This window comes from Pelagimonas sp. KU-00592-HH (assembly GCF_040369695.1).
In the GTDB taxonomy this organism is placed as follows: domain Bacteria; phylum Pseudomonadota; class Alphaproteobacteria; order Rhodobacterales; family Rhodobacteraceae; genus Shimia.
Genome location: NZ_BAABWM010000002.1, coordinates 850002 through 863433, shown reverse-complemented (window position 1 = coordinate 863433; position 13432 = coordinate 850002). Strand labels below are relative to the sequence as shown.

General features: G+C 59.9%; 12 protein-coding genes. 6 read left to right on the top strand and 6 right to left on the bottom strand.

The genetic code is table 11. From position 1 onward, the window contains the following. The first annotated feature begins 34 nt into the window (after positions 1 to 34). Positions 35 to 2488: a GcvT family protein gene (locus tag ABWV42_RS11315; RefSeq protein ID WP_353340195.1), complete on the top strand. Its 2454-nt coding sequence runs from the start codon at positions 35 to 37 to the stop codon at positions 2486 to 2488. 97 nt (positions 2489 to 2585) lie between these two features. On the opposite strand, the gene ABWV42_RS11310 is transcribed toward ABWV42_RS11315, so the two are convergent. Then, positions 2586 to 2831, bottom strand: coding sequence for a hypothetical protein (locus ABWV42_RS11310; RefSeq protein ID WP_255104009.1), 246 nt, complete (start codon positions 2829 to 2831; stop codon positions 2586 to 2588). Positions 2832 to 2940: 109 nt separating this feature from the next. On the opposite strand from ABWV42_RS11310, the gene ABWV42_RS11305 reads away from it, so the two are divergent. Together ABWV42_RS11305 and rarD are read left to right on the top strand one after the other, a co-directional pair. Then, complete coding sequence (locus ABWV42_RS11305; RefSeq protein ID WP_353340194.1) at positions 2941 to 3807, top strand: LysR family transcriptional regulator; 867 nt, start codon at positions 2941 to 2943, stop codon at positions 3805 to 3807. Between the two features lie 99 nt (positions 3808 to 3906). Next, a complete protein-coding gene (gene rarD, locus ABWV42_RS11300) occupies positions 3907 to 4809 on the top strand; it encodes an EamA family transporter RarD (RefSeq protein ID WP_353340193.1) in 903 nt (300 codons plus the stop codon). On the opposite strand, the gene ABWV42_RS11295 is transcribed toward rarD, so the two are convergent. Together ABWV42_RS11295 and ABWV42_RS11290 are read right to left on the bottom strand one after the other, a co-directional pair. After that, positions 4788 to 5510, bottom strand: a complete 723-nt coding sequence (locus ABWV42_RS11295) for an SGNH/GDSL hydrolase family protein (RefSeq protein ID WP_353340192.1) — start codon at positions 5508 to 5510, stop codon at positions 4788 to 4790. The two genes, rarD and ABWV42_RS11295, sit on opposite strands and share 22 nt — an antisense overlap. A gap of 1 nt (position 5511) precedes the next feature. Next, positions 5512 to 5922, bottom strand: coding sequence for a nuclear transport factor 2 family protein (locus ABWV42_RS11290; RefSeq protein WP_353340191.1), 411 nt, complete (start codon positions 5920 to 5922; stop codon positions 5512 to 5514). A gap of 100 nt (positions 5923 to 6022) precedes the next feature. Between ABWV42_RS11290 and ABWV42_RS11285 the strand changes: the two genes are divergently transcribed. Together ABWV42_RS11285 and ABWV42_RS11280 are read left to right on the top strand one after the other, a co-directional pair. Next, on the top strand, positions 6023 to 6679 hold the full coding sequence (locus ABWV42_RS11285) for an RluA family pseudouridine synthase (protein ID WP_353340190.1): 657 nt from the start codon (positions 6023 to 6025) through the stop codon (positions 6677 to 6679). Between the two features lie 47 nt (positions 6680 to 6726). After that, positions 6727 to 7371, top strand: a complete 645-nt coding sequence (locus ABWV42_RS11280) for a hypothetical protein (RefSeq protein ID WP_353340189.1) — start codon at positions 6727 to 6729, stop codon at positions 7369 to 7371. Between the two features lie 56 nt (positions 7372 to 7427). Here ABWV42_RS11280 and ABWV42_RS11275 read toward each other — a convergent pair whose 3' ends face one another. Further along, positions 7428 to 8858 carry an aldehyde dehydrogenase family protein gene (locus ABWV42_RS11275; RefSeq protein ID WP_353340188.1) on the bottom strand — a complete coding sequence of 477 codons (1431 nt, stop codon included), beginning with the start codon at positions 8856 to 8858 and terminating at the stop codon, positions 7428 to 7430. Between the two features lie 215 nt (positions 8859 to 9073). On the opposite strand from ABWV42_RS11275, the gene ABWV42_RS11270 reads away from it, so the two are divergent. Next, the gene (locus tag ABWV42_RS11270; protein WP_353340187.1) at positions 9074 to 9727 is read left to right on the top strand and encodes a peroxiredoxin; all 654 of its coding nucleotides are present in this window, start codon (positions 9074 to 9076) and stop codon (positions 9725 to 9727) included. A gap of 99 nt (positions 9728 to 9826) precedes the next feature. Here the strand turns inward: ABWV42_RS11270 and ABWV42_RS11265 are convergent, their stop codons facing one another. After that, a complete protein-coding gene (locus ABWV42_RS11265; protein ID WP_353340186.1) occupies positions 9827 to 10993 on the bottom strand; it encodes a Fic family protein in 1167 nt (388 codons plus the stop codon). 193 nt (positions 10994 to 11186) lie between these two features. After that, entirely contained in the window at positions 11187 to 13328 is a 2142-nt protein-coding gene (pnp, locus tag ABWV42_RS11260) for a polyribonucleotide nucleotidyltransferase (RefSeq protein ID WP_353340185.1), read from the bottom strand. Positions 13329 to 13432 lie beyond the last annotated feature (104 nt).

Below are 13432 nucleotides of genomic sequence, written 5' to 3'. Positions count from 1 at the left end.
AGATTTTATCAGATTCTGAATTTCGGAGAGCATGATGGCTGATCTTCCTACCAAGGCCCGCGTGGTCATTATCGGCGGTGGCGTCGTAGGCTGTTCGGTGGCCTATCACCTGACCAAACTCGGCTGGGAGGATGTTGTGCTGCTTGAACGCAAGCAGTTGACGTCCGGCACCACCTGGCACGCGGCTGGCCTGATCGCGCAGCTGCGCGCAACGGCCAACATGACCAAGCTGGCAAAGTACAGCCAGGAACTCTATGGCTCGCTGGAAGAGGAAACCGGTGTGGCGACCGGCTTCAAGCGTGTTGGCTCGATCACCGTGGCGCTGACCGAGGAGCGCAAGGAAGAGATTTACCGCCAGGCCGCGATGGCCCGTGCCTTCGGCGTCGAAGTCGAGGAAATCTCGAACGAACGCGTGCAGGAAATGTACCCGCACCTGAACCTCGACGGCGTTGTCGGGGCTGTCTACCTGCCGCTTGACGGGCAGGGCGACCCGGCGAACATCGCCCTGGCGCTGGCCAAGGGGGCCCGCCAGCGAGGCGGCATCGTGAAGGAACGCATCAAGGTCACCGATATCGTCAAGGAGGGCCGCAAGGTCACCGGTGTCGACTGGGTTGCCGACGATGGTTCGGCGTCCGGCCATATCGAGTGCGACATGATCGTGAACTGTGCTGGCATGTGGGGGCATGAAGTGGGCCGCATGGCCGGTGTCAACGTACCGCTGCACGCCTGTGAACACTTCTACATCGTCTCCGAGCCGATCGAAGGCCTGACCCAGCTTCCGGTTCTGCGCGTTCCCGATGAATGCGCCTACTACAAGGAAGATGCTGGCAAGATGATGCTTGGCGCCTTCGAGCCGAATGCAAAACCCTGGGCGATGAACGGCATTCCCGACAGCTTTGAATTCGACCAGCTGCCGGAAGACTTCGACCATTTCGAACCGATCCTCGAAGACGCGATCAACCGGATGCCGATGCTGGCCGAGGCGGGCATTCACACCTTCTTCAACGGTCCTGAATCCTTTACCCCCGATGACGCCTACCACCTTGGCCTTGCACCCGAGATGGACAACGTCTGGGTTGCTGCGGGTTTCAACTCGATCGGCATCCAGTCGGCGGGTGGCGCAGGCATGGCGCTGGCGGAATGGATGGATACGGGCGAAAAGCCGTTTGACCTTGGCGATGTTGACATCAGCCGGATGCAGCCGTTCCAGGGCAACAAGCAGTACCTCTTCGAACGCTCCAAGGAAACGCTTGGCCTGCTTTATGCCGATCACTTCCCCTATCGCCAGAAGGCCACGGCGCGCGGTGTCCGCCGCACGCCGTTCCATCACCACCTGAAAGAACAGGGCGCCGTGATGGGCGAACTGGCCGGGTGGGAACGGGCAAACTGGTTCGCCAGCGAGGGTCAGGAACGCGAATACCAGTACAGCTGGAAGCGCCAGAACTGGTTCGAGAACTCGGCCGCCGAGCACCGTGCCGTGCGCGAGAACGTCGGCATGTATGACATGTCGTCCTTCGGCAAAATTCGTGTCGAAGGCCCGGATGCCGAAGCTTTCATGAACTATGTCGGGGGCGGCGACTACTCGGTGCCCAATTGCAAGATCGTCTATACCCAGTTCCTGAACAACCGCGGCGGCATCGAAGCGGATGTGACCGTGACCCGACTGACCGAGACGTCCTACCTCGTGGTGACGCCGGCGGCGACCCGTCTGGCCGACCAGACCTGGATGATGCGCAACAAGGGCACCTTCAACGTGGTGATCACTGATGTGACCGCGGGCGAGGGTGTTCTGGCCGTGATGGGGCCGAATTCGCGCAAACTGCTGGAAGCCGTGTCCCCGGCTGATTTCTCGAACGCCGCGAACCCCTTCGGCACCGCGCAGGAGATCGAGCTGGGCATGGGCCTCGCCCGAGCGCACCGCGTGACCTATGTCGGCGAGCTGGGCTGGGAAATCTATGTCTCTTCGGACATGGCGGGGCATGCCTTCGAAACCCTGTTCGAGGCCGGTCAGGACATGGGCCTGAAACTCTGCGGTATGCACATGATGGACAGCTGCCGGATCGAGAAGGGCTTCCGCCACTTCGGTCACGACATCACCTGCGAAGACCACGTCGTGGATGCCGGTCTGGGCTTTGCCGTGAAGGCGACCAAAGACTGCGACTTCATCGGCAAGCAGGCGGTGATCGAGCGCAAGGAAAGCGGACCCAAGAACCGTCTGGTCCAGTTCAAACTGACTGACAGCGAACCCTTGCTGTTCCACAATGAACCAATCATCCGTGACGGTGAATACGTGGGCTACCTGTCGTCGGGTAACTACGGCCACACGCTGGGTGCCGCAGTTGGCCTGGGCTACGTGCCGTGCGAAGGCGAGAAGGCCGCGGATGTGCTGGCGTCGACCTACGAGATCGACGTCTGTGGCGTGAAGGTCAAAGCCGAGGCCTCGCTCAAGCCGATGTACGATCCCAAGTCGGAACGCGTGAAGGTCTGAGGCCGTTCCAAACACAGGGGCAAGGCTTTTGCAAAAGCCTTGCCGAGGCCATTTCGAAATGGCCTGGTCAAGCGCCTTTCAAGGCGCTTTTCCCGTCTCAGGCCCAGCGCACTAGGCCCAGGACAGCGGAACCGATGTAAAACCCCTGCAAGAGCAGGAAGGCCCAGCGGCGGTCGATCACAGCCCAGGCGGCAAATAAGCTGGCCGAGATCAGGAGCAGGGTGAAGCCGAGGATTTCCATGCCGGTGTTCGAGGCGATGGCGACTGCGTAGATGATGGCCAGCGCCGATCCGGTAACTTCAAACAGTTTGGTGAGGCCGTGACGATCCAGCTGCAGGGTCATGGTATAGATCCTTTTTTATCTTGGGTTCGCAATGGATGTGCCATTCCGCTTGCTGTGACGCAAATGGCATGATTGAGTGTCTTCATGACAATCTGTCATGGAGTGACCTATGACCCAAAGACTGGACATCGATGCGCTGCGCATGTTGTGCGCCGTTCAGGACAATGGCGGCATCACCCGCGCGTCTGAACATCTTGCGCTGACCCAATCTGCCGTCAGCCACCGCATTCGACGGCTGGAGCAAAGCATCGGCTGCGCGCTGTTGACCCGACGACCGGGTGGTCCGATCATGACTGCCGAGGGGCAGCGTCTCTTGGACTATGCCCGCCGCATCGTGGCGCTGCATGACGAGGCCCTTGGCAGTATCAGCAAACAGCCACTATCCGGCCGCATTCGCCTTGGCATGACAGAAGACGTCACCAGCAGTGATCTGTCCCGCATCCTCGGGCGGTTCACGCGGCTGCATCCCGAGGTGACGGTCCGCACCCAGGTGCGCCAGAGCCTGACGCTTCAGGACGCATTGAAAGCTGGCGAGATCGACCTTGGAATCATGCAGGTCTTCTCGCATCAGGTGATGCCGGGCGATGAGGTGGTCTATACCGATACCCTGCACTGGGTGAAGGCACAGGATCTCGTGATCGAGGAGGGAGGGACGCTGCCCTTCCTTGCCTATGACGATGCCTGTTTCTTCTATCAATGGGCAATGCAGCTGCCGGACCTGCCGCTTGAAACGGTTCTGCAATGTGCAAGCTCGGCTGGGATTGCCTCGGCCGTGCAGGCGGGGCTTGGGGTGTCACTCTTGCCGGGGCGCTACGTGACGGGCGAGATGGCGATCCTCGACGACATGTTCCCGAAAGTGCCCGGCCTCAGCTATGTCGTGCGAACAGGTCCACGCTCGCGCACCCGCCACGTCAGGGCGCTGGCCCGCGAGGTGGTGGCAGGCGTGTCGCAGTTCGCCTCGCTTCGGGTGGCCTGATCCCACCCATCACGAAACGCGATCACCCGCATCACAGAATTCCGGTTCTGGGTTTCGGTAAGGTGTCGTAGGGTCCGCAGGTTGATTTGGAGCACCAACATGGCCAACACCCCACAGACCCGGAACGAAGATACGCCGCAGGGCCTTGCCTTTGCCGTGACGGCCTATGTGCTTTGGGGCTTCCTGCCGCTTTACATGAAAGCCGTGGCCCATGTGCCAGCGGTCGAGATCGTGGCGCATCGGGTGATCTGGTCGGTGCCTCTGGCCGGGCTGGTTCTGATCATCCTGCGCCGCACCAAGGATCTGCGGGCCGCGTTGCTCAATCCGCGCATGCTCATGATGGCCTGCGTGACGGCTGCGCTGATCTCCCTGAACTGGGCCACCTATGTCTGGGCGGTCACCAGCGGGAACGCGCTGGATGCCGCGCTGGGCTATTACATCAACCCGCTGTTCAGCATTGCGCTGGGGGCCATCCTGCTGCGCGAGCCGCTGACGCGGATGCAACTGGTCGCGGTCGGCCTTGCGGCGCTTGGGGTTGCGGTGCTGATCTACGAGGCCGGATCACTGCCCTGGGCGGCGCTTGGAATGATGGTCACCTGGGGCTTCTATGCTTTTTTCAAGCGCTCGCTGCCGATTGGCCCGAACCAGGGCTTCCTTCTCGAGGTGCTGATCCTGCTGATCCCTGCGCTGGGATACGTGCTGTGGCTGGGTGCGACGGGAACCGGGCATTTCGGTGTGACCGCCTATGACACGGCCTTCCTGGCCGGGGCTGGCATTGTCACGGCGGTGCCGCTGTTGATCTACGCAAACGGGGCCAAGCTGGTGCGCCTGTCGACCATGGGCATTCTGCAATATATCGCGCCGACGATGATCTTCCTGATTGCCATCTTCCTGTTCGGCGAAGAAATCGATCGCGGTCGGATGATCGCCTTTCCGCTGATCTGGGCCGGGCTTGTGGTCTATTCCGTGCCGATGGTGCGTCAGCTGCGGCGCCCGGCCTGATCCAGCACAACATCGGCCAGCATCTCTGCCCAGACCGCATAGGCGGCCTCAGAGGGGTGGAACCCGTCGATGGCCGTGAAACGCGGCTCGTAGGGCAGGGTCAGCGGCAGGTGCGTGACGCCGTCGTCAGCGCGAGCGATGTCTGCAAGCACGGCATCAAGACGGTCGGCGTGTTTCCCAAGCACCCAACGCAGGGGCTGTGGCACCAGCGGGAAATGCCGCAGCGGGGGCACGCCTGACAGCACAAAATTCCGGACACCGTGACGCTCGTGCAGGGCGCGGATCAGCGCGGACTGGCGGGCGTGGAACTTTTTTTGCGGCGTAAAGCGGGTGGTGTCGTTCACGCCATGGATCAGGATGGCGATGTCAAAGCGCTGATCGGGCAATCGGCTCAGCTTGGCCAAAGAGGTCTTGGTGGTGGCGCTGGTTTCGCCCTCAAGGTGCCAGTCAAGGTGGACATGTTCCGCCAGCAAGCGGGTCAACTGTCCGCTAAGCGCGGTATCCTGCGACATTGCCCCAACCCCGGCCGCCGAGGAATCCCCGAGGATCAGCAGACGCAGGGCAGGGCCCTTGCCAACCATGCCCGCACGCGGGCCGGGGGGCTCGGGCAGTTTCATCGCCCGGGCCCCGAGCCAGACGCCTTGTGCCACCAACACAGGCAGCAGCAGGACACGGGCGACTTGGTCCAGGGCAATGGCCATGTCAGCTCAGGGCATCTTTGAACTTGAGAAAGCGCGGGTCTTTCATCACCCGGGCCATGATCGCATCACGCAGCGCGCCAACCGTCTTGTAGGGGCGCATGACCACTTCGAACTTTGCGATCTTGCCCTCGTCGTTCAGCGTGATCAGGTCCACGCCAACCGCATCCAGATCGCCCACCTTGCATTGGAACTCGAGCGCCCAGTCGTTGCCCTCGCCCATGATGCGACGATAGGTGAAGTCCTCGAAAATCTGCCCGACGTGGCCAAGGATCGCGGCGGCGGGTTCCGCGCCGGTCCATGTCTTGTAGTAGGTCGGTGGCAGGAACTGCACGTCATCGGCAAGGATTTCAATTATCTTCGTATCGTCCCCCGAGGCAACAATCTCTTTCATGCGGTCAATCGTTGGGTGCATCGTCTTTTCCTCCAATTTCCCCCAAGCCTGCCAGATGTGCGCCCTTGGGCAAGCATGACGTCGGGTTGCCCATATCCGCAACTGGCACTAAAGCGGGCGCATGGATACGTCAGCCGCATACAACCCGCCCCATGACCCGCTTGAGGTGCTGCACGAGGATCACGAGATCGTTGTGGTGAACAAGCCCTCGGGCCTGTTGTCGGTTCCGGGTAAGGGGGAGCATCTGGCCGATTGCCTTCTGACCCGCGTTCAGGTGGCATTTCCGACGGCGCTTCTGGTGCATCGGCTCGATCGCGATACGTCGGGCGTGATGATCTTCGGACTAACCCCCCATGCGCAGCGCCATCTGTCGATGCAGTTCGAAAAGCGGACCACCAAGAAAACCTATGTTGCGCGGGTTGCAGGGAGGCTTGAGCCAAAGTCCGGCACGGTCGATCTGCCCCTGATCGTCGACTGGCCGAACCGTCCCAAGCAGATGGTCGACCACGAGAATGGCAAGCCTGCCGTCACCGACTGGCGGGTGATGAAATACGGTGAAGACGAAACCCGCGTGCGCATGTTCCCCAAGACCGGGCGCAGCCACCAACTGCGCGTGCACATGCAGGCGCTTGGGCATCCGGTCCTGGGTGATCCCTTCTATGCCGAAGGCGAAGCGCGGGACAGTCATGACCGGCTGATGCTGCACTCCGAGGAACTGCGCGTGCGCCACCCTGACGGAGGGCGGGGCATGAGTTTCCGCGCCAAGGTGCCTTTCTAGGAAACACTGCGGCAAATCGCGATCCCGTGCCATCTTGCGCTCACCGCGTGAAACGCGTCTTCTTGGGCGGAACCAAGGAGAACGACATGCAAGAGGGCGGGGTTTTTCAAAATCTGTGGCGTTGGGTGACGGACGCGGGCTATCGCGCCTACCGCTCTGATCTGCGCGCCTATCGCGCCGCCCATGGTCAGGACACCCCCGAGGGGTTCACCGGTCTTTTGCCCGGCGACATGGTTTGGGACATCGGCGCCGAAACCGGCGACTGGGCCGACGCCATGACCGCGCGCTATGCGGTGACGGTGCATGTCTTTCCCAACACCCGGGACAACGCGTCTCGCCTGTCGCAAAAGTTCGAGGGGCGCTCGGACGTGGTGGTGCACGACTTTGGCCTTGGTAGCGCGTCGGACCAGTTCCTGAAAGATGTGGGCGAGGTATTTGAAACGCTGGGTACGCCGCGCGTGGCGCTGGCCAAGGTGCATACGCATGGCGGCGAATACGATCTGCTACCCGCGATGGTGGATCGCGGACTGATCGCGCAGGTGGATCGGATCACCGTCAAATTCCACAAGCTGAGCGAGGGTGACAGGGCGCGTCGTGATGCCATACGTTCACGTATGGCGCAGACTCATGACTGCGTCTGGAGCTATCCCTTCATCTGGGAGGAATGGCATCGACAGGGTTTGGGGGTCTGAAAAGGAAAACGCCGGGGACATGCCCCGGCATTTCCTGATCTGTCAGTTTGGCTGGATCACTCCATCGGGCAGCCCGAGATCGCCTTGACCTCGCAGAATTCCCCGATGCCCCAGACACCGCCTTCGCGCCCGTTGCCCGACTGCTTGTAGCCGCCAAAAGGCGAGCCATTCTGGCGGCCGATACCATTGGTTTCCACCATGCCGGAGCGCACCCGACGCGCCACGCGCAGGCGTTTGTCGTCGTCCTGCGTCTGGATATAGTTGGTCAGGCCATAGACCGTGTCATTGGCCATTTCCACGGCGTGCTCTTCGCTGTCGAACGGCATGATCGACAGGACCGGACCAAAGATTTCCTCGCGGTAGATCGTCATCTCCGGGGTCACGTCGGCAAAGACGGTGGGGCGCACGAAGTAGCCCTTGTTCATGCCCTCTGGCCGGCCCAGACCACCTGCCAGAAGCGTCGCGCCTTCCTTGATGCCGGTTTCGATCAGGCCCTGGATCTTGTTGTACTGCAGTTCCGACACCACCGGCCCGATGTGGCGGCCGGATTCCGTGGTTGGGCCAACCGAGGTGGCCTCTGCCGCCGCCTTGGCAATTTCGAGAGCCTGCGGATAAAGCGAACGTTCGACCATCATGCGGGTCGGTGCGTTGCACGACTGGCCCGAGTTCTGCATGCAGTGGATCACGCCGCGTTTGACGGCGTTCTCGTCGGCGTCTGCAAAGATGATGTTCGCACCTTTGCCACCCAGCTCGAGGCTCACGCGCTTGAGCGTATCGGCGGCGGCCTTCGAGATCGCGATGCCGGCGCGGGTCGACCCGGTGAAGGAGATCATATCGACGTCTGGATGCGACGAAAGCTGCGAACCAACGCCCATGCCATCGCCGTTGACGAGGTTGAACACACCCGCCGGGAAACCCGCCTGATCGACCATCTCGGCAAACAGGAGCGACGACAGCGGCGAAATCTCGGAGGGTTTCAGGACCATGGTGCAGCCCACGGCCATCGCCGGGATCGCCTTGAGCACAACCTGGTTCATCGGCCAGTTCCATGGCGTGATCAGGCCGCACACACCGATGGGTTCCATGCGCATCCGGTCTGCGCCCTTATAGGGTTTTTCGAACTCGAAGTTCTCGAGCGCGTCAAGGAACCCGTCAAGGTGCCAGCTGCCCGCGCCCCACTGGTTGTTGCGCGCAAGATCAATCGGCGCGCCCATTTCCATGCGGATCGCCTCGCCCATCTCGTCGCGGCGTTCCTTGTAAATCTCACCCAGTCGGCGGATCAGGGCAACGCGCTCTTCCAGTGGGGTTTCAGCCCACGACGGGAAGGCGGCCTTGGCAGCGGCAACGGCTGCGTCGGTATCGGCCTGATCACCCAGCGAGATCACGGCGCAAACCTCTTCGGTGGCCGGATCGATCACGTCGAAATCGCGGGCGGCGGCCGGTGAGACCCATTGCCCGTTGATATAGAATTGGCGTTTCTCAATCATGGTATTCCTCCCAGAATTTGCTGCACTGTGTCAGGCGGTCGTGGCTCTCGCAACCCCCCGTGCCGCACCGTCACAAGAAATTTGATCAAATTTTCCCGGAAGTCCAGAGCGCCAAGTTTCCCTGAGTTGCGAAGAAAGTTCTACTGCCCCCTATGCAGGCTCTTTCCATCACTTATGTTCATCTCAGTATGAAACGCATTTTCAAGGAGAGACACATGGGTTTGCGCATCAACGATACCGTCCCCGATTTCACGGCTGAAACCGATCAGGGGAGCATTTCGTTCCACGACTGGATCGGCGACAGCTGGGCCATCCTGTTTTCGCACCCCAAGGATTTCACCCCGGTCTGCACCACCGAATTCGGGGCAGTGGCACAGCTTGCCGACGAATGGGACAAGCGCGGTTGCAAGGTGATCGGCGTGTCTGTCGATGGGGTTGAAGACCACAAGGGTTGGAAAACGGACATCGAAGGTTTTGCCGGTACCAAAGCCGGTTTCCCGATCATCGCCGACGAGGGTCTCGCCGTGTCCAAGGCCTTCGACATGCTGCCGGCAGAAGCCTACCTGCCCGATGGCCGCACCCCCGCCGACAGCGCCACCGTGCGCTCGGTCTTTATCATCGGCCCGGACAAACAGCTCAAACTGTCGATGACCTACCCGATGAACGTCGGCCGCAACTTTGCCGAGGTTCTGCGCGCCCTTGACGGTCTTCAGACCGCCGCCAAAGAGAACGTCGCGACCCCGGCCAACTGGACCCCGGGTGGAGACGTAGTAATCCCGGTCGCCGTCAGTGACGAGGACGCCAAGGCCAAGTACGGCGAGTTCACCACCCACTTCCCGTACCTGCGGATGACGAAGCTGCCGGATTGATACATTTGGCAATCAGGGCAGTGATTCACCATGTCGCTGCCCACAAGCACATCCCTTTTTCAAAGACTCTTTAGAGTAGTTGACCTTGGTTCGAATACCCTAGGGTTCGGCAACGATTTCTAGCAAGCTCGGAAAAGCATACATTCCCGGCGCTCGACCCGAAGGTGGAATTAACACGCGCAACAGTCCCGCTTCGACGAGTTTGTTGGTAAAGGCGTTTGCCGTTTGCGCCGGAATTCCAGCGTTCCGTTTGAAGCGGTTGTTCCTGAAAATTGGATTCGCAAAAATGTAGTCAAGCGCATCGGTAGACCACCGCGAACGCAGCAGATCGCGGAAAACTTCTCGCATGTGTTCGTAGTGCACCCTGACCTGGCCAACGGTCTCGATGTTGGCTTTGGCTTGGCTCTCGATGGCCTTGCAAAAGAATACACACCATTCTGTCCACTCTGCATTTTCCGACACCCTTCGAAGCCGCTCGATGTATTCATCCTTGTTCTTTTCAAAGTAGTCGCTGACGAAGAAATGGGGCGCACTCAATAAGCCTTGTCTCCACAAAAGTAGCGGAATCAGCATCCTGCCTAGCCTTCCGTTGCCATCTTCGAAAGGATGCAGGGCTTCAAATTCAGCGTGCACGAGAGCGACACGCAGTAAAGGTAGAAGGCCGTCTTCATCGCGTGTTGTGTTGCCGAATTTGAAAAGCGCTTCTAAACCGCCCAAAAGTTGCTCCGGGGCAATTGGGATATAATCTATACGGCGTGCTCTTCGGTTGCCGATGTAGTTTTGTTCGATTTTATATTCGCCTGGGCGACTTCGTGCGCCACGCCCAGTGTAAAGTAACGTTCTATGGGCGTTTTGGATGATGTGTCCGGAAAACGGGTATCCATCACGCAGTGCGTGTTCTGCCTGTCGCAGAGCCCGTGCATAGAGGGCCACTTCCAAATCAGCCTCACGCGCGTTGGACGGAAGACTATCTTCGTCGGAATCCGCCTCAAGACGAAGAACTTCCTCCAAAGTAGAGATGGTACCTTCCATTCTGGAAGATACTACGGCGTCCCGTGCTCTAAGGGGGGCCAAGAGTAATTCGCTACGTGGGAGCTGTCGAAGTTCGGTGTCGTATTGTACCAAAGCCATGACAGCGTCTGTTTGCGGCCCTATCAGAGCAGATGGATCAAGGGGGCCAGGCGGAAACCCCTTTATGTGGTAGGATACAGCGTCTGTTGCGTCATATTGTGTGTTGTTAATGCTAATGAGGTGTTTTTCAGCCATAAAAGGATTTGTGGATATTCTGTCATCCATTGTCAAGTTTGAGGATTGGTTTTTTCTAAATACTAATCACAAAATGAGTAGATTATAGTGTGGTATCCGCTTGAACATTTGTTGATGCTATACTCCTGTTTGTTATTCAAAAAAGCCCCGGTGTTTCCACCGGGGCTTTCGTATTCAATCAAAGAAGTGAGGATCAGTCCTCTTTCTTTTCTTTCTTCTCGAGAACAACCTCTTCGCCGGTCTCCTGGTCGACAACTTTCATCGACAGGCGCACCTTGCCGCGGTCGTCGAAGCCAAGCAGTTTGACTTTGACTTCCTGACCTTCCTTCAGAACGTCCGAAGGGTGGTTCAGGCGGCGGTTTTCGATCTGGCTGACGTGTACGAGACCGTCGCGCTTGCCGAAGAAGTTCACAAAGGCACCGAAGTCGACGATCTTCACAACCTTGCCGTTGTAGATCTCGCCCACTTCCGGCTCTGCCACGATCGCATAGATCATGTCATAGGCCTTCTGGATCGAGTCACCGTTCGGCGAAGCGATCTTGATCACGCCGTCGTCGTTGATGTCGACCTTGGCGCCCGAAACTTCCACGATCTCGCGGATGACCTTGCCGCCCGAACCGATCACTTCACGGATCTTGTCGGTGGGAACGGTCATGGTTTCGATGCGCGGTGCGTGGACCGAGAAGTCAGCCGCGCCCGAAAGCGCCTTGTTCATCTCGCCCAGGATGTGCATCCGGCCGTCCTTGGCTTGCGCCAGGGCTTTCTCCATGATTTCCGGGGTGATGCCGGCAACCTTGATGTCCATCTGCAGCGAGGTGATGCCGTTTTCGGTACCTGCCACTTTGAAGTCCATGTCGCCAAGGTGATCTTCGTCACCCAGGATGTCGGTCAGGATCGCGTAGGAACCGTCGTCTTCCAGGATCAGGCCCATGGCCACACCGGCAACCGCCGATTTCAGCGGAACACCTGCGTCCATCATCGACAGCGAGCCACCGCAGACCGACGCCATCGACGACGAGCCGTTCGATTCGGTGATCTCGGAAACAACGCGGATGGTGTAGGGGAAGTCGGTGGCTGCGGGCAGAACGGCCTGAAGGGCGCGCCATGCCAGCTTGCCGTGGCCGATTTCGCGACGACCGGGCGAACCAACGCGGCCCACTTCACCAACCGAGTAGGGCGGGAAGTTGTAGTGCAGCAGGAAGTTCGAACGGAAGTTGCCGTGCAGCGCGTCGATGATCTGTTCGTCGTCGCCGGTGCCGAGGGTGGTCACAACCAGGCCCTGGGTCTCGCCACGGGTGAACAGCGCCGAACCGTGGGTCCGCGGCAGCATGCCGGTTTCCGCAACGATCTGGCGAACGGTCGCGGTGTCACGGCCGTCGATACGCTTGCCGCCTTTGACGACGTCGCCGCGCAGGATGCCCGCTTCCAGCTTTTTCATGGCTGCGCCAAGGTTGGAATCTTCCAACTGCTCTTCGCTCAGCGCTTCCTTGATCGCGTCACGTGCTGCGGCAACAGCGGCGGTGCGCTCTTGCTTGTCGGTCAGGGCAAACGCGGCGCGCATTTGCTCTTCGCCGGCGGCTTTCACGGCTTCAAACAGCTCGGTGTATTCCGGCGGGGTAAAGTCGAACGGCTCTTTCGCCGCCTCTTCCGCGAGGTCGATGATCAGGTCGATGACCGGCTGGATAGCGTCGTGGGCAAAGGTCACGGCGCCCAGCATTTCGGCTTCGGTCAGCTCGTAAGCTTCCGATTCCACCATCATCACGGCGTCTTTGGTGCCCGCGACAACCAGGTCCAGACGCTGGTCGGGGTTGTTGCGCAGGTCCTGCATGTCATCAACGGTCGGGTTCAGAACGTATTCACCGTCTTCGAAACCAACGCGCGCACCGGCGATCGGGCCCATGAACGGCGCACCCGAAATGGTCAGCGCGGCCGAGGCGGCGATCATCGCAACGATGTCGGGGTCGTTTACGAGGTCGTGGCTCAGAACGGTGCACATCACCAGAACTTCGTTCTTGAAGCCTTCAACGAACAGCGGGCGGATCGGACGGTCGATCAGACGCGCGGTGAGGGTTTCTTTCTCGGTCGGACGAGCTTCACGCTTGAAGAAACCGCCGGGTACTTTACCCGCGGCATAGTATTTCTCTTGGTAGTGAACGGTCAGCGGGAAAAAGTCCTGACCGGGTTTCGGTGCCTTCGCAAAGGTCACGTTGGCCATGACCGAGGTCTCGCCCAGAGTGGCGATCACGGTGCCGTCGGCCTGACGGGCAACCTTGCCCGTTTCCAGTGTGAGCGTCTCTTCGCCCCACTGCATGGATTTCTTGGTTACATCAAACATCATGTTATCCTAGTTGGGAGCACTCCCGGCCCTCCGGGTCTCCCGTTTCATATAGCGGCCCCATTGCCGCCGACCCCTTCCTTCTTCTGTCCGAGTGCCAGGGT

What these genes read in the sequence shown, in the direction of transcription:
- ABWV42_RS11265 (WP_353340186.1), bottom strand. Translation starts at nt 10,993, where the DNA reads ATGGCTGAAAAACACCTCATTAGCATTAACAACACACAATATGACGCA.
- rarD (WP_353340193.1), top strand. Translation starts at nt 3,907, where the DNA reads ATGGCCAACACCCCACAGACCCGGAACGAAGATACGCCGCAGGGCCTT.
- ABWV42_RS11305 (WP_353340194.1), top strand. Translation starts at nt 2,941, where the DNA reads ATGACCCAAAGACTGGACATCGATGCGCTGCGCATGTTGTGCGCCGTT.
- ABWV42_RS11315 (WP_353340195.1), top strand. Translation starts at nt 35, where the DNA reads ATGGCTGATCTTCCTACCAAGGCCCGCGTGGTCATTATCGGCGGTGGC.
- ABWV42_RS11310 (WP_255104009.1), bottom strand. Translation starts at nt 2,831, where the DNA reads ATGACCCTGCAGCTGGATCGTCACGGCCTCACCAAACTGTTTGAAGTT.
- ABWV42_RS11290 (WP_353340191.1), bottom strand. Translation starts at nt 5,922, where the DNA reads ATGCACCCAACGATTGACCGCATGAAAGAGATTGTTGCCTCGGGGGAC.
- ABWV42_RS11285 (WP_353340190.1), top strand. Translation starts at nt 6,023, where the DNA reads ATGGATACGTCAGCCGCATACAACCCGCCCCATGACCCGCTTGAGGTG.
- ABWV42_RS11275 (WP_353340188.1), bottom strand. Translation starts at nt 8,858, where the DNA reads ATGATTGAGAAACGCCAATTCTATATCAACGGGCAATGGGTCTCACCG.
- pnp (WP_353340185.1), bottom strand. Translation starts at nt 13,328, where the DNA reads ATGTTTGATGTAACCAAGAAATCCATGCAGTGGGGCGAAGAGACGCTC.
- ABWV42_RS11295 (WP_353340192.1), bottom strand. Translation starts at nt 5,510, where the DNA reads ATGGCCATTGCCCTGGACCAAGTCGCCCGTGTCCTGCTGCTGCCTGTG.
- ABWV42_RS11270 (WP_353340187.1), top strand. Translation starts at nt 9,074, where the DNA reads ATGGGTTTGCGCATCAACGATACCGTCCCCGATTTCACGGCTGAAACC.